17 protein-coding genes, 1 tRNA gene and 1 other RNA gene are annotated in these 19,906 nt (G+C 67.1%); 10 read left to right on the top strand and 9 right to left on the bottom strand.

Annotation, left to right across the window (positions count from 1 at the left end):
• Window positions 1–10 precede the first annotated feature (10 nt).
• Complete coding sequence (gene gluQRS, locus FPH17_RS05415; RefSeq protein ID WP_154879000.1) at window positions 11–916, top strand: tRNA glutamyl-Q(34) synthetase GluQRS; 906 nt, start codon at window positions 11–13, stop codon at window positions 914–916.
• A gap of 12 nt (window positions 917–928) precedes the next feature.
• Here gluQRS and FPH17_RS05410 read toward each other — a convergent pair whose 3' ends face one another.
• Both FPH17_RS05410 and ffs read right to left on the bottom strand, forming a co-directional pair.
• Window positions 929–1,420: a ferritin gene (locus FPH17_RS05410; RefSeq protein WP_154878999.1), complete on the bottom strand. Its 492-nt coding sequence runs from the start codon at window positions 1,418–1,420 to the stop codon at window positions 929–931.
• Window positions 1,421–1,702: 282 nt separating this feature from the next.
• Window positions 1,703–1,801: signal recognition particle sRNA small type (gene ffs, locus FPH17_RS05405), an RNA gene on the bottom strand.
• A 149-nt stretch (window positions 1,802–1,950) separates the two neighbouring features.
• Between ffs and FPH17_RS05400 the strand changes: the two genes are divergently transcribed.
• The 6 genes from FPH17_RS05400 (at window position 1,951) to recR (ending at window position 7,464) form a co-directional block, all read left to right on the top strand.
• Window positions 1,951–2,039 (top strand) — tRNA-Ser (locus tag FPH17_RS05400).
• Window positions 2,040–2,160: 121 nt separating this feature from the next.
• Window positions 2,161–3,441 (top strand): aspartate aminotransferase type Ic, encoded by a 1,281-nt coding sequence (locus tag FPH17_RS05395; protein WP_154879151.1) that lies wholly within the window; start codon window positions 2,161–2,163, stop codon window positions 3,439–3,441.
• A complete protein-coding gene (locus FPH17_RS05390) occupies window positions 3,431–3,973 on the top strand; it encodes a hypothetical protein (RefSeq protein WP_239215284.1) in 543 nt (180 codons plus the stop codon). The genes FPH17_RS05395 and FPH17_RS05390 overlap by 11 nt, the downstream gene beginning before the upstream one ends.
• Before the next feature lie 11 nt (window positions 3,974–3,984).
• Window positions 3,985–6,243, top strand: a complete 2,259-nt coding sequence (locus FPH17_RS05385) for a DNA polymerase III subunit gamma and tau (RefSeq protein ID WP_154878997.1) — start codon at window positions 3,985–3,987, stop codon at window positions 6,241–6,243.
• Window positions 6,244–6,351: 108 nt separating this feature from the next.
• Entirely contained in the window at window positions 6,352–6,738 is a 387-nt protein-coding gene (locus FPH17_RS05380; protein WP_095275234.1) for a YbaB/EbfC family nucleoid-associated protein, read from the top strand.
• Window positions 6,739–6,837: 99 nt separating this feature from the next.
• Window positions 6,838–7,464, top strand: coding sequence for a recombination mediator RecR (gene recR / locus FPH17_RS05375; protein ID WP_095275233.1), 627 nt, complete (start codon window positions 6,838–6,840; stop codon window positions 7,462–7,464).
• 10 nt (window positions 7,465–7,474) lie between these two features.
• Here recR and FPH17_RS05370 read toward each other — a convergent pair whose 3' ends face one another.
• The 6 genes from FPH17_RS05370 to FPH17_RS05345 all read right to left on the bottom strand — a co-directional run bounded on the left by FPH17_RS05370 (window position 7,475) and on the right by FPH17_RS05345 (window position 15,161).
• Entirely contained in the window at window positions 7,475–8,179 is a 705-nt protein-coding gene (locus FPH17_RS05370; RefSeq protein WP_154878995.1) for a type 1 glutamine amidotransferase, read from the bottom strand.
• Window positions 8,172–9,449, bottom strand: coding sequence for a Mur ligase family protein (locus tag FPH17_RS05365; protein WP_154878993.1), 1,278 nt, complete (start codon window positions 9,447–9,449; stop codon window positions 8,172–8,174). Before FPH17_RS05365 ends, FPH17_RS05370 begins: the two co-directional genes overlap by 8 nt.
• Window positions 9,450–9,459: 10 nt before the next feature.
• On the bottom strand, window positions 9,460–10,479 hold the full coding sequence (locus tag FPH17_RS05360; RefSeq protein ID WP_154878991.1) for a DNA polymerase III subunit epsilon: 1,020 nt from the start codon (window positions 10,477–10,479) through the stop codon (window positions 9,460–9,462).
• A gap of 47 nt (window positions 10,480–10,526) precedes the next feature.
• A complete protein-coding gene (locus FPH17_RS05355) occupies window positions 10,527–11,858 on the bottom strand; it encodes a hypothetical protein (protein WP_154878989.1) in 1,332 nt (443 codons plus the stop codon).
• 400 nt (window positions 11,859–12,258) lie between these two features.
• Window positions 12,259–14,094, bottom strand: a complete 1,836-nt coding sequence (gene leuA, locus FPH17_RS05350; protein WP_154878987.1) for a 2-isopropylmalate synthase — start codon at window positions 14,092–14,094, stop codon at window positions 12,259–12,261.
• Between the two features lie 215 nt (window positions 14,095–14,309).
• Entirely contained in the window at window positions 14,310–15,161 is an 852-nt protein-coding gene (locus tag FPH17_RS05345) for a DMT family transporter (protein ID WP_154878985.1), read from the bottom strand.
• Between the two features lie 121 nt (window positions 15,162–15,282).
• Between FPH17_RS05345 and FPH17_RS05340 the strand changes: the two genes are divergently transcribed.
• The 3 genes from FPH17_RS05340 (at window position 15,283) to FPH17_RS05330 (ending at window position 18,414) form a co-directional block, all read left to right on the top strand.
• Complete coding sequence (locus FPH17_RS05340; RefSeq protein WP_095275226.1) at window positions 15,283–16,548, top strand: aspartate kinase; 1,266 nt, start codon at window positions 15,283–15,285, stop codon at window positions 16,546–16,548.
• 52 nt (window positions 16,549–16,600) lie between these two features.
• Window positions 16,601–17,632, top strand: coding sequence for an aspartate-semialdehyde dehydrogenase (locus FPH17_RS05335; protein WP_154878983.1), 1,032 nt, complete (start codon window positions 16,601–16,603; stop codon window positions 17,630–17,632).
• Between the two features lie 101 nt (window positions 17,633–17,733).
• Window positions 17,734–18,414, top strand: a complete 681-nt coding sequence (locus FPH17_RS05330; protein WP_154878981.1) for a hypothetical protein — start codon at window positions 17,734–17,736, stop codon at window positions 18,412–18,414.
• A 7-nt stretch (window positions 18,415–18,421) separates the two neighbouring features.
• On the opposite strand, the gene FPH17_RS05325 is transcribed toward FPH17_RS05330, so the two are convergent.
• Window positions 18,422–19,867, bottom strand: coding sequence for a YkvI family membrane protein (locus tag FPH17_RS05325; protein ID WP_154878979.1), 1,446 nt, complete (start codon window positions 19,865–19,867; stop codon window positions 18,422–18,424).
• Between the last annotated feature and the right edge of the window lie 39 nt (window positions 19,868–19,906).

Here is a 19,906-nt window from a genome sequence, read left to right as displayed (position 1 = left end):
GGCTCGGGGCATGTCTGCTGGGAGATACGCGCCCTCGCCGAGCGGGGACCTGCACTTTGGCAACCTGCGCACCGCCGTGCTGGCGTGGCTCTTCGCTCGCCGCACCGGCCGTGACTTCTACCTGCGCATCGAGGACATTGACTCGGAGCGTTCCAGCGCGGAATCGGCCGCGCGGCAGATCGAGGACCTCGAGGCGCTGGGCCTGGACTTCGACCCGCCGGTGACCTACCAGTCCGACAACGGGGAGCGCTACGCCGCCGCGCTGGCCACGCTGGACACCTACGAGTGCTACTGCACGCGCCGCGACATCCGCGAGGCCGCCAGCGCTCCGCACGCCCGCCCCGGCCTCTACCCGGGCACGTGCCGCGACCTCGCCGAGGCGGAGCGCGAGGCGAAGCGGGCCGAACTTGCGCAGCAGGGGCGGATGCCGGCGCTGCGGCTGCGCGCCGGGGTCACCGAGTGGGCTGTGCGCGACTTCTATGCCGGCGAGGTCGTCGGGCCGGTCGATGACGTCATCCTGCGCCGCGGCGGCAACCTCAACCAGGCCCAGGCGGGGGATTGGGCGTACAACCTCGCCGTGGTTGTGGACGACGGCGAGCAGGGCATCGACCAGGTCGTGCGCGGCGATGACCTCGCGTTTTCTGCGCCCGCGCAGGCCTACCTGGCCCACCTGCTGGGCTACGAGCAGCCCGAGTACGTGCACGTGCCGCTGGTGGTCAACGGGGAGGGGCGCAGGTTGGCAAAGCGTGACGGGGCGGTGACGCTGCGGGAGATGACGTGCGAGCGGCCGGTGGAGGCGGTGGTGGGGGAGATTGCGGCGTCGATAGGCTGCCCCGGCGTGGACAGCGTCGGGGAGCTGCTGACACAGTTCGACCCAGGGGCGCTGCCGCGCAAACCCTGGGTCTGGAGGGGCTGACTACTCCTCGCCTTATTTGTCGCCGCGCTGTGCGAGCTGCTCGTCGATGCGCAGCAGCCCCGCGCCGTCATTGCCAACGAGCTCCAGCTTGTCGATGATGCCCTGCGCGCTCGACTCCTCTTCAACCTGCTCGGAGAGGAACCAGTTAATGGTGTCGCGGGACTCCAGATCCCCCACCTCGTCGGCGACGCGGGCGATGTGGCGAATCTCCGCCGTCACCTTCTGCTCGTGCTCAAGCGAAGCCTTGAAGGCTTCGAGCAGGCTCGCGATCTTTGGCGCGTCGAGCTCGATGCTGGCGAGCACCACGCGCTGCCCGCGGTCCTGGAGGTGCTTGGTGAACTTGGCGGCGTGCTCCACTTCTTCCTGCGCCTGCGCAATAAACCAGGTGGCAGCGCCGTCGAAACCGAGCTCTGTCATCTCGTTGGCCAGGTGGCGGTACAGGTACGCGGCGAGGTACTCCTCGGTGACCTGGGCGTTCATGACGTCGTAAAGCTTTGCGTCCATGGTGATCGGGCCTTCCTTCTGCGGGGCTGATGTCGTGTGGCCCAGCCTAGCCGAAAACGGCGTACGAGTGCTGTGCCGCTACGCCACCTCTCGAAGACCCCCGGCGTCTTCATCAAACGGGGCTGTTGCCTGCCGGGGTGTGGGGGCTTCCGGTGTTTTTGGCTAGATGACGAGCGCAGGATGACGAGGATGCGGACAACGTCTCGCATCTTTGTCAAGGGGTTCTCGTCAAACAGGCCAGAACTCGCCCCGGCGCCCCGCCAGGCGCACAGCCCCGCGGCAAAAATAAGGGGACCCCACGCACCTGCCAGAGCTCGCTGACCCTTGCTGCGTTCCCGCCCTGGGGGAGTTCACAAGATAAGCACCGCGTGGGATCCTGCCCCACACTGTAGCCAACAATTCCCGCGAGCTCCAAACCCCGCCAGAGCCCAATGCCTATCGACGCCCCGTCACACCCCTTGCCCAGCGGTTTTGGACCGGGTAGGCGCATGCGCTAAAGTATTGCCACGACGCTGTGAGCGTTACTCATTGGAGGATTCGACTAGCGGCCTATGTCACACGCCTGGAACGCGTGCGGGTAGCAATACCCTCGTGGGTTCAAATCCCACATCCTCCGCCAACTCACCGGCACCCCGCAATCACGCGAGGTGCCGGTTTTGCGTTGCTGGGCGATCGCAGCCCCGTTGTAAGATCGTGGCAAAACGTTATCGCCTACCCACGATTGGATGCGTGAATTGCACATGGCACACACGCCGCTGTCCGAGCTCTCCCAGGAGCAGCTTGCTGAACTGGCAAAAGACGTCCGCGCGCAGTACGCCGACCTGCAGGCGAAGGGCCTGAAGCTGGATCTGACGCGCGGCAAGCCGTCGTCCGAGCAGCTGGACTTTGGTAACGAGCTCCTGGAGCTGCCGGGCAAGGACCACTTCACGGACAGCTGCGGCGGCGACGTGCGCAATTACGGCGGCGGCGTGGGCATCCCGGACATCCGCAACCTGTGGGCGGAGGTGCTCGGCGTGGACCCGAAGCTGGTCATCGCCGGCGATTCCTCCTCGCTGAACATCATGTTTGACCTGGTGTCCTTCTCCTACATGTTTGGCAACAATGACTCCGCGCGCCCGTGGAAGGACGAGGAGCACGTCAAGTGGATCTGCCCGGTGCCGGGGTACGACCGCCACTTCTCCATCACCGAGCTGTTCGGCTTCGAGATGGTCACCGTGCCGATGCGTGACGGCGGCCCCGACATGGACAAGGTGGAGGAGCTTGCCAAGGACCCGCAGGTCAAGGGTATGTGGACCGTGCCCATCTTCAGCAACCCCACCGGCACGGTCTACTCGCGCGAGGTGATCGACCGCCTCGCCGCGATGGAGACGGCCGCGCCCGATTTCCGCATCGTGTGGGACAACGCCTACGCCGTCCACACGCTCACCGACGAGTTCCCGGAGAACCCGAACGTGCTGGAGATCGCCGCACAGGCGGGCAACCCGAACCGCTTCTGGTACATGAGCTCCACGTCCAAGATCACCCACGCGGGCTCGGGCGTGGCCTTCTTCGCCTCCTCGGAGGAGAACCTGGCCTGGTACACCAAGATCGCGGGAGTGCGCGGCATCGGTCCCAACAAGCGGAACCAGCTCGCGCACGCCATGTACTTCCACGACGCGGAGGGCGTGCGCGTGGTGATGCGCAAGCACGCCGGTTCGCTCGCCCCGAAGTTTGAGGCGGTCGAGCGCGCGCTGGAGGAGCGCCTGGGCGGCTACGGCATTGCGCAGTGGACCAGGCCGGAGGGCGGTTACTTCGTGTCCCTGGACGTGCCGGACGGCACCGCGACCCGCGTGTGGCAGCTGGCCAAGGAGGCCGGCATCAAGCTCACGCAGGCGGGCTCCCCGTTCCCGCTGCACGATGACCCGCACGACCGCACCCTGCGCCTCGCGCCGTCGCTGCCGCCGCTCGATGAGGTCGTCGAGGCGATGGACGGCGTCGCGCTGTGCGTCCTCCTCGCCGCCATCGAGCAGCGTGAGGCCTAACCAGGCTGCCGAGTGGCTCGGGTCGTTGCTACCTCCCGAGCCCATGCTTATCGACGCCCCACCCGCCCCCTTCCCAGCCCTCGCCGCCGAGGGGATCGCCGCCACCTGCGGGTTCTCCGAGGTAGATACCGGGCTCGCGCTCGAATCGGAGACGGGTACGGATGTGCGGTGCGAGATGGTGGTGCACGCGGGCGTCGATAAGCAACTGCTCGGTGCCGCACTGGGTGCCGCCGCGACGATGGTCCTGGAGCTGGGCGTGCCCGCGCAGCCCGGGGTGCTGCTGGAGCACCTGCTTGACCGGGTGGACCTGCCGGCTGGGGTGAGTGTGCGGCACGGGTGGCTGCGCGAGCCGCGCCTGTTCGAGCAGGGCACGCCGCTGGTGCGCGAGCCCGGGCGCCTGACGCTTCTGCTGGAGCTGGTGCTGCTTACGGACGACGAGTTCGCCATTGCCTCGGAGCAAGGCGGGGCCGTGCTCGAGCGGCGGATGCGGCGGCGCGGGGCCGCAATGGCCGACTGGCACCGTGATGCCTAAACTTGGGCGGCGTGGCTCTCTACCGGAAATATCGTCCCGCGACCTTTGGTGAAGTAATTGGCCAAGAGCAGGTGACAGTCCCGCTGTCGACCGCCCTGGACAACGGGCGCATCAACCACGCCTACCTGTTTTCAGGCCCGCGCGGCTGCGGCAAGACCTCGTCGGCGCGCATCCTCGCGCGCTCCCTGAACTGCGTGGAGGGGCCGACGTCCACCCCGTGCGGGGTGTGCGACTCGTGCCGGTCGCTCGCGCCGGGCGGGTCCGGCAACCTGGACGTGATGGAGCTGGACGCGGCCTCGCACGGCGGCGTCGACGACATGCGCGACCTGCGCGAGCGCGCCATGTTCGCGCCGGCGGAGTCGCGCTACCGCGTTTTCATCATCGATGAGGCGCACATGATTTCCCAGTCCGGTAACAATGCGCTGCTGAAGATCGTGGAGGAGCCGCCGGAGCACCTCATCTTCATCTTCGCTACCACCGAGCCGGAGAAGATGCTGGGCACGATCCGCTCCCGCACCCACAACTACCCGTTCCGCCTGCTCACCCCGCAGGCGATGCGCGAGCTGCTCGAGCACGTCGTGGCCGAGGAGGGCGCGCAGGTCGACGATGCTGTCTATCCGCTGGTCATCCGCGCGGGCGGCGGCTCGCCCCGCGACACCCTGTCTGTGCTGGACCAGCTGCTTGCCGGTGCCGGCCCCGACGGCCTGACCTACGACCTGGCGCTGCCGCTGCTTGGCGTGACGGACCTTTCGCTTCTCGACGCCGCCGTGGACGCCCTCGCCTCCCGCGATGCCTCCGCCATCTTCCACACCATCGACAACGTCATCGAGTCCGGCCACGAGCCGCGCCGCTTCGCCCTCGACCTCCTCGATCGGCTGCGCGATCTGCTCGTGGTCCGCACCGTCCCTGACGCGTTTGGGCAGGGGCTTGTCGACGCCCCCGTGGACCGCGCCGACATCCTCCGCGCAGAAGCCGAGCAGTTCACCCCCGCGCAGCTCTCAGCCTTGGCCACAGAGGTCAACCACCGCATCCAGGACCTCCGCGGCGCGACCTCTCCGCGCCTGCTGCTTGAGGTCATGATGGCGCACCTGCTCACCATCGATGCTGGGGCCGGAGCTCCCGCTCCCGGTTCTGCGGCCCCGGCGCAGCAGCCAGCGTCCGGCGGCCCTGCTGGCGGCAGTGCTGGTGGCGGCGCTGCTGCCGCGGCCGCGGCAGCAGCGGCGGCTGCCGGTGGGCGAGGCCAGGTACGCAGCAAGTCCACCCCGCCGCCGCAGCGCGCTCCGCGGCCGGAGTCGCAGCAGCGCGCGGAGGCGCCGCAGGAAACTCCGCCGCAGGAAAAGCCGCAGCCCACCCCGCCCGCGGAACCCGCCAGGCCGGCTGCGCCAGCCGAGCCCGCGCCGCAGGAGCCGAAACAGCAGGAGCCCGCGCCGCAAGAGCCTGCGGCTGCTCAGGCCCAGGATTCCCAGGACCCTGACGAGCTGTTCGAGCGCGTCCACCGCGATTGGACGCGGCTGCGCCAGTCCGTTGGCGAGCGCAACAAGGTCGCGGAAATCATGCTCACGGAGGCGAAGCCCCTTGGCATGGATGGTCAGACCCTCGTGATCGGCCACAACACGGGCGCGCTTGCAGAGCGCATCAACGCGGACCGCAACAACGCCGACATCGTCGCTGTGTTTGAGGAGAAACTCGGACGCCGCGTGCAGGTGCGCTGCGTGGTGGGCACCGACCCGGCCGCGGCGAACGTGCGACCGGGGGCGACGCAGCGTGTGGAGCAGGTGTGGAACCCGAACAAGGGGACCCCCTCGAACGAGCCGGCGCCTGAGGAACCTGCGGGGGCGCCCACAGCACAGACGAGCCAGAAGAACCAGAAGAACCAAAAGAACCAAAAGAACGCAGCCAACGACTGGAAGGCTGCCGCGCAGGCGGCGAGCCGGAAGGCTGCGGAAAAGGCGCAGCGCGAGCGCGACGAGATCCCGCTGCCGCCCGAGCCGATGGACGACGAGCCCGACTACGACCCGTACGCCGACGGCGACGGATTGCCGCAGGACCCGGCGCAGGCTCCGGCACAGTCACAGTCACAGCCACAGGCGGCACCGGCACCGCAGCAGCCAGAGCCGGCACCGCAGCCGGCCCCTGCGTACACGCGCGAGGACGAGGAGCGCGACATGGCTGAACAGGCGTTCTCGGAGGAGGGCACGATCGATCACCGCGACGCCACCGAGGTGGCCATGGAGCTGTTGAGTAAGGAACTCGGCGCGAAGCCGATGTAGCCGTTCGCTGGTAGCAAGCAGGCGCGGAAGCCCGCGCGGGAACGGGTACACTAGGCCGGGAACTCACCGCCCCAGTCGGGGAAACAATACTGAGAAAGGTTGCACACCATGACCGAGCCGAACATGCCGAACGATATGCAGGACCTCATCCGCCAGGCGGCGGAGGTGCAGGCGCAGCTGCAGCAGGCCCAGCAAGAGCTGCTGGCTACTGAGGTCACCGGTACCGCCGGGGGCGAGCTGGTGAAGGTCACCATGACCGGCGGCGCTGAGATCACCAACCTGGAGATCAAGAAGGAAGCGGTGGACCCGGAGGACGTCGAGTCCCTGCAGGACCTTATCCTCGCTGCGTACCGCGATGCGCACACGAAGGCCGGCGAGCTCGCGCAGGAGAAGATCGGCCCGCTGACCGGCGGCTCCGGCCTGGGCCAGCAGGGCGGCCCGACCGGCGGCCAGTCCGCTGGTGACGGTGAGATCCCGTTCGGCGGCATCATCTAAGCACCGCACCGTTTTTACGTCTGTAGCGCCTGGCCGTGGGGCCGGGCGCTTTGGCGTGTAGTACCCCCGCAAACCAGAGCAAACCAAGGAGGCAATGCCATGTTTGAAGGCCCGCTGCAGGACCTGATCGACGAGTTCTCGCGCTTACCCGGCGTCGGCCCCAAATCCGCCCAGCGCATCGCCTTCCACCTGCTGAAGACGGAGCCGGAGGACATTGACCGGCTGCGCTCCGCGCTGGCTGCGGTGCGCGACGGCGTGACGTTCTGCCGGATCTGCAACAACGTCTCCCGCGACGAGGTGTGCCGTATCTGCGCCGACTCCGGCAGGGATGCCACCACGGTATGCGTGGTGGAGGACGCCAAGGACATCCAGGTCATCGAGCGCACCGGCGAGTACAGCGGGCGCTACCACGTGCTCGGCGGGGCGCTGGACCCGCTGGCCAACGTTGGACCGAAGGATCTCGCCATCGCCCCACTGCTCAAGCGCATCGGTGGGGTGCTGCCGGACCGCGACGGCGAGGATTCGCCGCAGGTCAGCGAGGTGATCCTGGCCACCGACCCAGACACCGAAGGCGAGGCGACCGCGTCCTATTTGGTGCGCTTGCTCAAGGACTTCCCGGAGCTGACCATCTCCCGCCTGGCGTCGGGTATGCCGTTGGGCGGCGACTTGGAGTTCGTGGACGAGCTCACGCTGTCGCGCGCGCTTAGCGGCCGGTTGAAGCTGTAAGCGGGACTCGTTACTTCAGCCGCTCGGCGCGCAGCGCGTCCACCACGTTCAGCTCCAGCGGGGCGAGCTCCGCGGTGTCCACGCCGAGGGCGCGGGCGAGGAGGAGGTCCGCAAGCTGCGGGTTCCGAGCCAGGACCGGGCCGTGCATGTAGGTGGCGATCACGCTGCCCTGAACCGCGCCCTCGACGGTGCTGTCCAGGTTGCCCACGCCACGCGTGACCCGGCCGAGCGGCTGGGCGTCCGGGCCGAGGACGGTGCCGCCCATGTGATTCTCAAAGCCGGTGAGGGGCTCGGTGAGGAGCTCGGTCGCCGGGGTAGTGGTGACTTCGCCGATGGCGCGGGTGGAAAGGGGGGTGGTGGTGGCGTCGATAAGCGAGATGCCCTCGACCGAGCGACCGGCAGCGTTGAAGGAGCGGCCGAGGACCTGCAGGCCTGCGCAAATGGCCAGGATCGGGGTGCCGTTGTCGGCGGCGCGCTGCAGGCCTGGCGACGCCTTGAGGCGCTCCGCGGCGAGTACCTGTGCCGAGTCCTCGCCGCCGCCGAGCGTGTAGACGTCGCAGTCGGCGGTGATCTCGTCGGTGAGCAGGAAGGGGCGGATCTCCGCGTCGAGGCCGCGCATGCGGGCGCGCTGGCGCAGGACGAGCGCGTTGCCGTCGTCGCCGTAGGTGCCCAGGACGTCGGGCAGAATCAGGCCGATTGTCAGTTGCTTAGCCACGGTAATCCTCCTGCTTTGCCAGGTCCCGCTTCAGGTCGCGGAACGCGGTGTAGTTTGCCAGCACCTCGACGCGCCCCGGCGGGCACGCGCGGATCGCCTCAACCACGTCATGGACCACCTCGTGCTCGATGCCCGCGTACAGCAGGCGCACCGCCAGGTCCGTGCCGCGCTCGCCGGCGGATTTCACCGCGATGCCGTCGAAGTCCTCAAACTTCACGTCCCACAGCCAGGACACGTCCGCGCCGTCGCCCTGCTGGGCGTTGACGGCGATGACCACGCCGTCCGCGTCGCGGTCCAGCATGGTCAGGGCCTCCTGCCAGCCGGCCGGGTTCTTGGCCAGCAGCAGGCGCACCTCGTGCTCGTCGAGCGTGACCGTGGCGTAGCGGCCGGCCACATTGTCCACGCCCTCGACGGCGCCCACGGCCTTGCCCAGCGGGACGTCGTAGGCCTCGACGGCCGCGGCGACGGCCTGGGCGGCGTTGCCGCGGTTCGCGCGGCCGGGCAGCGTCAGGTGCATGGGCACCTGGCCGGACGGGGTGGTCAGGCCCTGCGCATCGACCGTGTAGGTGGGGGAGGGGCGGCGGAACTCGGTGCCGTCCGCGAGCTTCTCGGTGGCGTACCAGTCGCCCTCCGGGGTGCGCACGACGTAGCCGGGTCCGCGCGGGTTGGTCACCGAGTCATTGACCCAGCCCGCGCCCGCGGACACCCACACCACGTTGGGGTGGTCCCACGCCACCGACGTCATGAGGACGTCGTCGCAGTTGGACACCACCGTCATCTCGGGGCGCTTTTCCACACACGCGCGCAACGCCCGCTCGATCTTATTGATCTCGCCCACGCGGTCCAGCTGGTCGCGCGACAGGTTGAGCAGCACGAGCGCGTCCGCGTCCAGGCTCTCCGCCACGTGGGGGACGTGGAGCTCGTCCACCTCGAGGACGATGTTGGCGGCGTCGCCGCCCGCCATGAGGGCGGAGATGATGCCGGCGTCCATGTTGTCGCCGCCCTCGTTCGTGGCCACCGTGTACGTCGTGCGCAGCGCCTGGGCCAGCATGCGGGTCGTGGTGGATTTGCCGTTTGTGCCGGTGACCAGCACCGTGGGCCGCCCGCGGCCCAGGCCGTCCATAATGTTCGGGTCGATCGCGCCCGCGACCAGGCCGCCGATCATGCCGCCTGCGCCGCGACCGGTGGCGCGGGAGGCGGTGGTGGCGAGCTTCGCCGCTGTGAGCGCGGCGTTCGTGCGGATGCGTGCAAGGCGTCCTCTCGGATTCATGCGCTCTACGTTAGTGCACGCGCTCTGCAGAACCCATCTGCTCCACGGCGGTGAGGAACTCCTCCCCGGTCAGTAGCGGGATGTCCTTGCGGTGCCCGTGCATCGCCTTCCCGCGGAGTTCGTCCGGCGACGCGCCCCTCGCCAGGGCGTCCGTGACCACCACGGAGCTCTCGCGGGTGAGCTTTTCGGTGTAGGTCAGGCCGGCGCGGACGGCGGCGTCGATAAGCGTGTCGGGCTCGAGCGCGATGTCGTCGGTGACCACGACCTCCATGCCCTTGCGCAGGCCGGTCTCCGGGGAATACTTTCCGGGGTTATCCGCCGCGGCGCCGGCCTTCTCCGCGTCGACGCGCACGGTGGAGCGCTGCAAGCCGAAGCGGTCCGCGGCGAGCTCGTCTGGCGCGCGGCCAGGCACCTCGCCGTGCTCGCGCAACTGCATGTACATGGCCACCAGCTTGAGGGTCTGCTCGCGCGAGATCTCCGCCTCGGGGCGGGCGGCGCGCTCCGCATTGGCCACCGGCGACTCGGAGGCCACACCAATCAGGTCCGCGACGGCCCCGATGCGCAGGTCCGTGGGCACCACGCCTTGCCGACGCGCTGCGGCCAACAGGTCTACGATCTGGGTGGGGTGCGGGACGTGGCCCACGCGCTGGCGGCGGCGCCCGTTGCGTTTCTTGCGCGAGCGGTTGGCGCGGGCGGCGGCGCTCATGGCGCGGCGCGCCTCGCTGACGATGAAGCCCCAGGTAGTGGGGGTGTCGAAGGTGACGAGCACGCGGTCGTCGAGAAGCTTGTCCAGCGACTTGAGGAAGCGGGTAAAGCGCGGGGCCTGGGCGACCTCGTGGGTGCTCAGGCCGTGGGTGTGGCGGGGGCCTGGGTCGCAACCGGGGTTGATGACGGCGTGGAACTCCTCGCCGACGCGGCCACCGTCATCAAAGGTCACGGCATCGACGGTGAGGATCCGCCCGGTGGACGGGTGGATGCCCGTCGTCTGCGCGGAGAGCGCAACATAGGGGTAGGACTCGTTCGATGTCATTGTTCACATAGTAGTCGGGCCCCGGGCGGTGCGGCCCGAGCCCTGGCTTACTGGTCCAGCACAGCCGGATCCTGCGGGTCCTCCGCGGAGGCAACGACGGTGTCGTCGTAGCTCGCCGGCGAGGTGCGCGCCGCGGCGCTGTTGCCGCCGTTCCACTGGGTGCTGATGGCAATGACGCCCGCGATGGTGAGCAGGATCAGCAGCGTGCCCGCGGCGATGCAAGCCGGGTGGAGGCGGTTCGCCGCCGCCGGCTTCTTCACGGTGTCCTCCGTGACCGCTGTGACTGGCATGTCCGTGGTTTGCTCCGCGGCGAGCGCGGCAGCTTCGGCGTCGTCGTCGGCGCGGAAGTGCGGGAAGCGGTGCCGAGGCTGATCGGGTTCCGTGACGCTCTCCTCGGGTTCGCCGATGAGCGTGGTGGGCGCGGCCACGACACCCGCAGGTTCGTCAGCGTCCTGAGTGTCCTTTGCCACCGTCGCTGCGGCGACCTCGCGCGACGCCGGGTCCACCTCGGGCTCCGCCGGCGCCGGCTCGTCCAGCAGCGGGGAGGGAGCCAGTGGGGTCGAGCCGCCGGTGAGCTCGCCCGACGCGAGGGAGGGGCGCCCGCAGGATGCCCCGTTCGGGGCGCCGACGGTGGCGAACTCCGGAATTCGCTGCGCCTCCGGCAGCGGGAGGAACGGCACCGGCGAAACTTCGCTCGGGGGACCGGTCTCGTCCACCCCGCTGAGGTTGACGGTGAGCTCGACGCCGTTGGCGGTGGGGGCGTGGTAGCCGCGCACGACCACGATCAGGCCGCGCTGCTCAAGGTTGCGCAGCGTCGGGGTGATTTCGGACGCGGTACGCGGGTCCAGCGTGCCCACGCCGCCCTTGCCCAGGCAGGCGATGACGTCACCGGCCTCGTCGAAGCCGAGGCGGACAAGCAAGCTCATCCGGTCATCCATGTCGCGCTCCGCAGCGTCCGGCAGGTAGGACACGACGCGGGGGCCGGTACCGTCCAGCAGTGCCCAGGGCTCGGTCGGGGGCTCGTTGGCAGGGATGCACAGGCCCGGGCGGGGGAGGCGGAGGGTGAGGTTCACGGTGCCGTCGGCAAGCGACTCGGCCCTGGCGGTGACCTCCGGGGTCAGGCCCGCCTCGGTGATGTGGGCGAGCTCCTGGTACTCCAGCGCGTCGTGCTCGGCCATCGTGCCCAGAATGTTGCCGTCAGCGGTGATGTAAAAGCCTGCGTCCTCGCCGCGCTGCAGCAGCGTGACCTGGAAGTCGGCGTGCCCGTCGCGGGCATTCGCCAGGTAATTGCGCACAAGTGCCTGATCCACATCGCAGGTAGGAATGCTTCGGACGGCGCCGATCCCGTGGTCGGGAACCACGTAGTTCGGGCTTTGCATGATCCTTCTCCACCTTACTGTTCGGATTGGGAATATGGACGGGATGTTGTTGTGTCACGTTGCTCTTTGTTGGCAGCCTATCTCAGAGTGCGGTGATATTCGACGCGCCGGGTGTCTTCCCGGTTCAGAACTTGCGCTGCGCTGCAACTGGCGGTTCTAGATCAAGTATATGTGTCGTCGTAATCGGGACGAAGTGTGCCTGTTGAACAATCGTGTAATTTACGGGGTTTACGTGCAATAACGCGCGTTCTGTTAGAAATCGACTGAGAGAGCGTCGGGAGGCGAGTGGTCCGACGTGCGTGAACCACTTAAGAGACTTGGGCACATACTCAGGATCCCCGAGCCACCCCGTCTCCCCCGAAGCGGGGTGGCAAAACGTTGGACTTGCGATGGTGATTGGCTACACCCCGCCAGCTTTTCCCGCGGTCAGGCCGCGGTTCACGGCTGAGGTGATTGCCTTGAGCGACGCGCGCGTCGTGGACGCGGCGATGCCAACACCCCAGGCTGTAGCTCCGTCGACGTCGGCGTAAATGTAGCAGACCGCGTCGGCGTCGTCGCCCGCCGTGCGCGAGCGCTGCGAGTAGTCCTGCACCTCAAAGTCGATGCCCAGGGACTCGAGCGCGTTTGCAAACGCGGCGATCGGGCCGTTGCCGGTGCCGCGCAGCTCGTGGCGCTCGCCCTTGTAGTCCACCGTCACCTGGACCGCGGAGTCGTCGTCCTCCGCGACCGCGCCGGTGACCTCGTAGTCCACCAGCTCCAGCGGGGAGTCCAGGTCCAGGTAGGCGCCGGCGAAGATGTCCCACATGTTCTTGGAGTTGACCTCGCCGCCCTCGCTGTCGGTGATGTTCTGCACCACCGCGGAGAACTCGGGCTGCATCGCCTTCGGCATGTTGATGCCGTGGTCCGTCTTCATAATGTAGGCCACGCCGCCCTTGCCGGACTGCGAGTTCACGCGGATCACAGCCTCGTAGGTACGGCCCACGTCCTTTGGATCGATGGGCAGGTACGGCACCTCCCACACCGTGTCGCGCAGCTCCTCCCAGGTGACATCGTTGGAGGAAGCGGTCGGGTGCACGCGCTGCGCCAGCGCGTCCAGGCCCTTATTAATCGCGTCCTGGTGCGAGCCGGAGAAGGCGGTGAAGACCAGGTCGCCGCCGTACGGGTGGCGCTCCGGAACGCGCAGCTGGTTGCAATACTCCACCGTCTGGCGGATCTTGTTGATGTCCGAGAAATCGATCTGCGGGTCCACACCCTGCGTAAGCATGTTCAGGCCCAGGGTGACCAGGTCCACGTTGCCGGTACGCTCGCCGTTGCCAAACAGGCAGCCCTCGATGCGGTCGGCTCCGGCCAGGTAGCCCAGCTCGGCGGCGGCGACGCCCTCGCCGCGGTCATTGTGCGGGTGCAGCGACAGGATGATGGACTCGCGGTGCGCCAGGTTCCGGTGCATCCACTCAATCGAGTCCGCGTACACGTTCGGGCTGATCATCTCCACCGTGGACGGCAGGTTGATGATCATCGGGTCCGCCGGCGTCGGCTCCATGACGTCCACGACCGCGTCGCAGACCTCCTTGGCAAAGTCCAGTTCGGTACCCGTGTAGGACTCCGGTGAGTACTCCCAGCGCCAGCGCGTATCCGGGTAGTCCTCCGCGATGGACTTGATCAGCTCGGCCGCGTCGGTGGCCAGCTTCTTAATCGCCGGGCGGTCCTTGCGGAAGACCACCTCGCGCTGCAGCCTGGAGGTGGAGTTGTAAAAGTGGACGATGACGTTCTTCGCGCCCTCGCAGGCCTCGAAGGTGCGGCGGATCAGGTGCTCGCGCGCCTGCACCAGGACCTGGATGGTCACGTCCTCCGGGATCATGTTCTTCTCAATGATCTCGCGCACGAAGTCGAAGTCGGTCTGCGAGGCCGACGGGAAGCCTACCTCGATCTCCTTGTAGCCCATCTCCACCAGCAGGTTGAACATGCGGCGCTTGCGCTCGGGGCTCATCGGGTCAATCAGCGCCTGGTTGCCGTCGCGCAGGTCCACGGCGCACCACTGCGGCGCGACCGTGATCTTCTTGTCCGGCCAGGTACGGTCCGGCAGGGAAATGTCCTCAACTTCTTCGGCGAACGTCAGGTACCGGTCCGCTGGCATCTGGGACCCGCGCTGCTTGTTCCATGCCGGCTGGCCCTCATTCTTGGGGCCATTCGGGGTCTGGATCTCGCGGGGTACGTAAAAGTCGTTGGCGTTGCTCATTGGTATTCCTTCCACGGGTGGGCGTTTGCACTATTCACGGCCGGCAAACACGAACTCCGCGACGGGGTGCCGGCCGTGTTAGTAAAAGGCCTGATTCCCGCCGCGGCGTAGAAGGAGTAGCTGCCTGTGTGACATGCCAGACATCTTACATAGCCCAGCCACTGTGTCACGCGGATCACATATTTATATGCAGGGAGTGCTTATCGACGCCACCGCTACCGAATACTCACGCGCGTCACCATCGCCGCGCTGAACAGCATGCCCGCGATGAGCAGCGCCATCGCTGTCCAGCCGAGGGCCCCGGACAGCGAGAACTTTTCGCCCAAAAGTACAAGTCCCAAGGTCAGGGCCACGAGTGGCTCGACGACCTTCATCGCCGGCAGCGTAGTCGCGAGCTTGCCCGCGCCGAAGGCGAACTGCTGCACGACGGTGCCGATTACGGCACAGGCGAGCATGGCCCAGAACTGCCAGGATGTGAGGATGCCCAGGACGCCGCCGTGGACGTAGGCGTCCACGGCCACCTTGGAAAACACGGCCAGGTAGCCGAAGATGGCACCGCAGAGGATGCCAAAGGCGAGGCTTTGGACGGCCGCGGAGTGGGCGCGGGCGAACGCGAACGTCGAAAAGAGCCCCACGAGCCCGATGCCGACGGCAGTGAGCCACTCCCAGGTGTGCGGCGCGCGCTCGCCGGGCAGCGGGCGGCCGACGACGACCACGACGCCGACGAACACGGTGAGCAGGATGGCCCAGAACGAGGTGGCGGCGGACATGCGGCGGCGCTCGACGCGCGCGGAGAGCAACAGCGTGAGCATGAGGGAGAGCACGAGGACGGGCTGCACGACGAGCAGGGAGCCGAAGGCGAGCGCGACCGCTTGGAAGCCGTACGCCGCGAGCGCGAGCGCGAGGGAGAACCACCAGGCGGGGCGCTTGAGGGCGCTGAGCGGGGAGTCATTGACCTCCCCTTGGTCGCGTCCGGCGCGCAAGATTTGGTGGCGCCAGACGGTGCCCACCGCGATCAGGAGCGCGGACGTGAATGCGAAGCCGACCGCAAGATAGTTGTTGTGCACGCAGAATTATATTAGTGCGATACCTCGAATCGTGAGTTTTCGCCCGCTAAGGTTGGATGACGGGTTTGCAACGTTTGCGCGGCCCCAGAATTGTCACCTGAACGGAAGGCGTACAACACCAATGGCACTGATCGTCCAGAAGTACGGAGGCTCATCCCTCGAAAGCGCGGAGCGGATCCGCGCCGTCGCTGAGCGAATCGTTGCCACGAAGAAGGCCGGGCATGACGTCGTCGTGGTGTGCTCCGCAATGGGCGACACCACCGATGAGCTCCTGGACCTTGCTGCGGAGGTCAACCCGACCCCGCCCGCGCGCGAGATGGACATGCTGCTCACCGCGGGCGAGCGCATCTCCAACTCGCTGGTGGCCATGGCGGTGGCCTCGTTCGGCGTGGACGTGCGCTCCTTCACCGGCTCCCAGGCCGGCGTGATCACCACCGAGCGTTACGGTAACGCGCGCATTATAGAGGTCACCCCGGGCCGCGTGCAGGAAGCGGTGGACGAGGGCAAGGTCGCCATCGTTGCTGGCTTCCAGGGCGTGAACCGCGATACGCGCGACATCACCACCCTGGGCCGCGGCGGGTCCGACACCACCGCGGTGGCGCTCGCCGCGGCGATGAACGCGGACGAGTGCGAGATCTACTCGGATGTGGACGGCGTGTACACCGCGGACCCGCGCATTGTCTCGGACGCCCGCAAGCTGGACAAGCTCTGCTTTGAGGAGATGCTTGAGCTGGCCGCGTCCGGGTCGAAGATTTTGGTGCTGCGCAGCGTCGAGTACGCGCGCGCGTTTAACGTGCCCATGCGAGTCCGCTCGTCTTACAGTAACGACACCGGCACTCTCGTCGCCGGAGCATTGGAGGATATTCCCATGGAAGAAGCAGTCCTGTCCGGCGTCGCCACCGATAAGTCGGAGGCAAAGATCACGGTGCTCGGCATCCCGGATACCCCGGGCGAGGCCGCGAAGATCTTCCGCACGCTCGCGGACGCGGAGATCAACATTGATACCGTGCTGCAGAACATCTCCACCCGCGAGGAGAAGAAGACGGACATCACCTTCACCCTCCCGGTGGCGGACCGCCCGCGCGCCATGACCCTGCTGACCAAGCTGCAGCAGGACGAGGGGTGGACCGATGTGACCCACAACGATGAGATTGGCAAGGTCTCCCTTGTCGGCGCGGGCATGAAGTCGCACCCTGGAGTCACCGCTGACTTTGCCGAGGCGCTTCGCGACGCCGGCGTGAACATCGAGATGATCAACACCTCAGAGATCCGCATCACCGCCGTGATCCGCGAGTCCGAGCTAGACAACGCGTGCCGCGCCATCCACGATCGCTTCGACCTCGGCGGCGACGAGCCGGCCGTGGTCTACGCCGGCACCGGCCGCTAAGCTCACGCCACACCGTATATAACCGCAACGCTTTCAAGGAGCTGTTTTCCCCATGACCACCATCGCCGTCGTCGGAGCAACCGGGCAGGTCGGGCGCGTTATGCGCACCATCCTCGCGGAGCGCGATTTCCCGGCAGACACCGTCCGCTTCTTCGCCTCCCCGCGTTCTGCGGGCAAGAAGCTGGACTACCGCGGCACCCAGGTGGTCGTGGAGGACCTGACCCAGGTCACCGAGGACTCCGTCAAGGACATCGACATCGCCCTGTTCTCCGCGGGAGGCTCCACCTCCAAGGAGTGGGCCCCGGTCTTCGCCGCGGCTGGTGTGAAGGTCGTGGACAACTCCTCCGCGTGGCGCAAGGACCCCGAGGTTCCGCTCATTGTCTCCGAGGTCAACCCGGACGACGCGAAGGCCCTGCCCAAGGGCATCATTGCCAACCCCAACTGCACGACCATGGCGATCATGCCGGTGGCGAAGGCGCTGCATGACGCAGCCTCGCTTACCACCATGCGCGTCGCCTCCTACCAGGCCGTTTCCGGCTCTGGCCTGGCGGGCGTGAAGGCTCTGGCGGACCAGGTCGCGGAGATCGGCGACCGGAACACCGAGCTCACCCTGGACGGCTCCGTGCTCGCCCCTGAGGACCTCGGCCCCTACGCCGCCCCGATCGCCTACAACGCGGTCCCGCTGGCGGGCAACCTTGTTGACGACGGCACCGAGGAAACCGACGAGGAGCAGAAGCTGCGCAACGAGTCCCGCAAGATCCTGGGGATCCCCGAGCTCAACGTCGCCGGCACCTGCGTCCGCATCCCGGTCTTCACCGGCCACACAATGGTGGTCCACGCCGAGTTTGCCAAGGCGATCACGCCCGACGAGGCACGGGCCGTGCTTGCGGACGCGCCGGGCGTCTCCGTTGTGGACGTGCCCACGCCGCTCGCCGCCGCGGGCAAGGACGAGTCCCTGGTTGGGCGCATCCGTCAGGATCAGACAGTTGAGGGAAACCGTGGCCTGATCTTCGTCGTTTCCGGCGATAACCTGCGCAAGGGCGCGGCGCTGAACACGATCCAGATCGCCGAGCTGCTGGTGTAGCAATACGGTCGTCCTGCGATAGGTCACGAGCAGGCCGACAAACGGTTGCAATTCCATAAAGTGAGTTGCCCGTAGCTGAGATTTCGCCAAAAATAGTGGCTATGAGTATTCGACGCCGACGCCACCGTGCCCAATTCGCGGCACACGCAGCAGTCGGCGCTCTGCTCCTGGGGGCTATGGGGGCCGTCACGCCAGCGCCTGGCGCGCTGGCGGCGGAGACGGGCAAGTGGTCTAATACCACGATCAAACCCGGCCAAACGCTGTTCTTGGTAACGGCGAAGGAGAGCGGGGCGTCGCTGCGCATGAATTCTGAAGACCCAAGCACGCTGCCCGCGGGCTGGAGCGCCATTTCCCGTCCGAACGGGCTGCGCCTTACCGCGCCGCAGTCCGCCAATGGCAGCGATTACGCTACGGTCCAGGTGACGGAGGGCGGCGCCGTGGTTGATGAGTTCAAGGTGCGCCTGGACACCAGCGGCACCGGCAAGCGCGCCCGAGCCACCGTCACGTCCACGCTGGCGCCCGCGCCGGAAACCAGCGAACGCAAGCAAGAACAGGACGAAAAAGCCCCCGCGACAAGCGCGGGGGAGCGTCCGACCCCGACCCCCGTGGCTGCGCAGCCCGTCGCGGTGGTGGCGACCTCGGAGGCGCCCACGACCTCGGCTGAGCCGACCAGCGAGACGGCGGTACTGCCCGCCGCGCTGCCGGGGTCCGAGTCCGGCGCGGCATCTGGGGGCTGGTTCAGCGGGATCGTGTCCCGCGTGAACAACCTTTTCGGCGGCTAGGCGGCCGCTACAGGCGGGTGCTGCCGTTCCCGTTGCCCGTGTCGGCGTCGTCGCCGGACTCGGCCTCCTCGGCCTCCTCCTTGGCAATCATGTCGTCCACGGTGGTGTCGTTCCACGGCTCGTCCGGGTTTTTGGCGTACTCCTCCTTGGACTGCGGCTCCGTGTAGGACACGTAGACCACGTCGCCGTCGGGGTCCTCGGGGTCGTATTCGACCTCGTCGTCGTCGATAAGCTCCTGGCTCACCTCGTCCTCGAGGGCCTCGGTGAACTCCTCCTCCTCGATGACGGACTTGCTGGTCAGGTATTCCAGCTCCTTCTCATCGTTCTTGGTAAAGCGCTCGCGCGGATCCAGCTTGAGGCGGGTCAGCTCGAGGGCGCGACGGCGGCGGTTGCCCTCCTTGCGCAGCTTCTGGGCGCCGCGCAACCATGCCGCAGCGACGACGACGATGAGCAGGATGCCAATGTAGCCGAGGACCGGGTAGACGTACGCAACCAGCGTCTTAAAGCCGACGAAGGAGAGCGCGAAACCGACCAGGCAGGTCACGCTGAAGATGATCGGGTACTTGTCCTCGCGGCCGCGCGAGAGGCGCTTGCCCAGCGCGTAGAACATGCCCATCGCGGTGGCGAAGATCATGCCGAAGACCACAAGCGCCATGATGGTGCCCAGGATCGGGTTGATGTCATTGATCAGGGTCAGCATCGGCATGTCCTCGCCGGAGACCGTGTCAATCTTGACCATCAGCGCGGTGGCCAGCAGCATGAGCATGACCAGGTAGCCCATGCCGCCAATGAAGCCGCCCAGGCCCGCGGCGCGGGTGTCCAGGTAATTGCCGCCGATCACGAGGGCCATCGAGACCACGCACATCACGTTGAGGCCCGTGTAATTCAGCGCCGCCATCCACCAGTTCGGCAGGGTGGTGTTGACCTGCTCTGCGGACATGTTGATGCTGTGCCAGTCAATGTCGGTGGTGATGAGGGTGTACGAGCAGCCGAAGATGACAAAGGCCAGCAGGAACGGGGTGAGCGAGCCGATCGCGGCCGTCACCTTATCCACGTCGAGCATGCCCACGCCGAGCACGAGCGCGAGCATGAGCACCGCGCCGATCCAGACGGGGATGCCAAACTGCTGGTTCAGGTTCGACCCCGCACCGGCGAACATGACGAAGCCGATGGAGAACAGGGTGGTGATGGTAGCGATGTCCAGAATCCAGGACATCACCTTGCTGGAAATATTTCCCAGCACTTCCATGTGCTCGTTGGCCTGGAAGTACGACCCGAGCTGGAGGATGGACACGCCGGCGATGAGCATGAGCACGGAACCGAGGATGGCGCCGTAAATGCCGTCAGTGCCGAACGCCGAGAAGTACTGCATTGCCTCTTGGCCGGATGCGAAACCCGCGCCAACAACCACGCCGATAAAGGCGAAGGAGATACCTATTGCGTTTTTAAGCATGAAATCTTTCCGTAAGAAATCAGGGATGTTCGGGTAAAC

Source organism: Corynebacterium gottingense (assembly GCF_007559235.1).
Classification (GTDB): Bacteria; Actinomycetota; Actinomycetes; order Mycobacteriales; family Mycobacteriaceae; genus Corynebacterium; species Corynebacterium gottingense.
This window is presented reverse-complemented; position numbering and strand designations above follow the sequence as displayed.

Bases quoted from the DNA above. Each gene is read 5' to 3' on its own strand.
- gluQRS (WP_154879000.1), top strand. From the start codon at position 11: ATGTCTGCTGGGAGATACGCGCCCTCGCCGAGCGGGGACCTGCACTTT.
- FPH17_RS05410 (WP_154878999.1), bottom strand. From the start codon at position 1,420: ATGGACGCAAAGCTTTACGACGTCATGAACGCCCAGGTCACCGAGGAG.
- FPH17_RS05395 (WP_154879151.1), top strand. From the start codon at position 2,161: ATGGCACACACGCCGCTGTCCGAGCTCTCCCAGGAGCAGCTTGCTGAA.
- FPH17_RS05380 (WP_095275234.1), top strand. From the start codon at position 6,352: ATGACCGAGCCGAACATGCCGAACGATATGCAGGACCTCATCCGCCAG.
- recR (WP_095275233.1), top strand. From the start codon at position 6,838: ATGTTTGAAGGCCCGCTGCAGGACCTGATCGACGAGTTCTCGCGCTTA.
- FPH17_RS05365 (WP_154878993.1), bottom strand. From the start codon at position 9,449: ATGAATCCGAGAGGACGCCTTGCACGCATCCGCACGAACGCCGCGCTC.
- FPH17_RS05360 (WP_154878991.1), bottom strand. From the start codon at position 10,479: ATGACATCGAACGAGTCCTACCCCTATGTTGCGCTCTCCGCGCAGACG.
- FPH17_RS05355 (WP_154878989.1), bottom strand. From the start codon at position 11,858: ATGCAAAGCCCGAACTACGTGGTTCCCGACCACGGGATCGGCGCCGTC.
- leuA (WP_154878987.1), bottom strand. From the start codon at position 14,094: ATGAGCAACGCCAACGACTTTTACGTACCCCGCGAGATCCAGACCCCG.
- FPH17_RS05340 (WP_095275226.1), top strand. From the start codon at position 15,283: ATGGCACTGATCGTCCAGAAGTACGGAGGCTCATCCCTCGAAAGCGCG.
- FPH17_RS05335 (WP_154878983.1), top strand. From the start codon at position 16,601: ATGACCACCATCGCCGTCGTCGGAGCAACCGGGCAGGTCGGGCGCGTT.
- FPH17_RS05330 (WP_154878981.1), top strand. From the start codon at position 17,734: ATGAGTATTCGACGCCGACGCCACCGTGCCCAATTCGCGGCACACGCA.
- FPH17_RS05325 (WP_154878979.1), bottom strand. From the start codon at position 19,867: ATGCTTAAAAACGCAATAGGTATCTCCTTCGCCTTTATCGGCGTGGTT.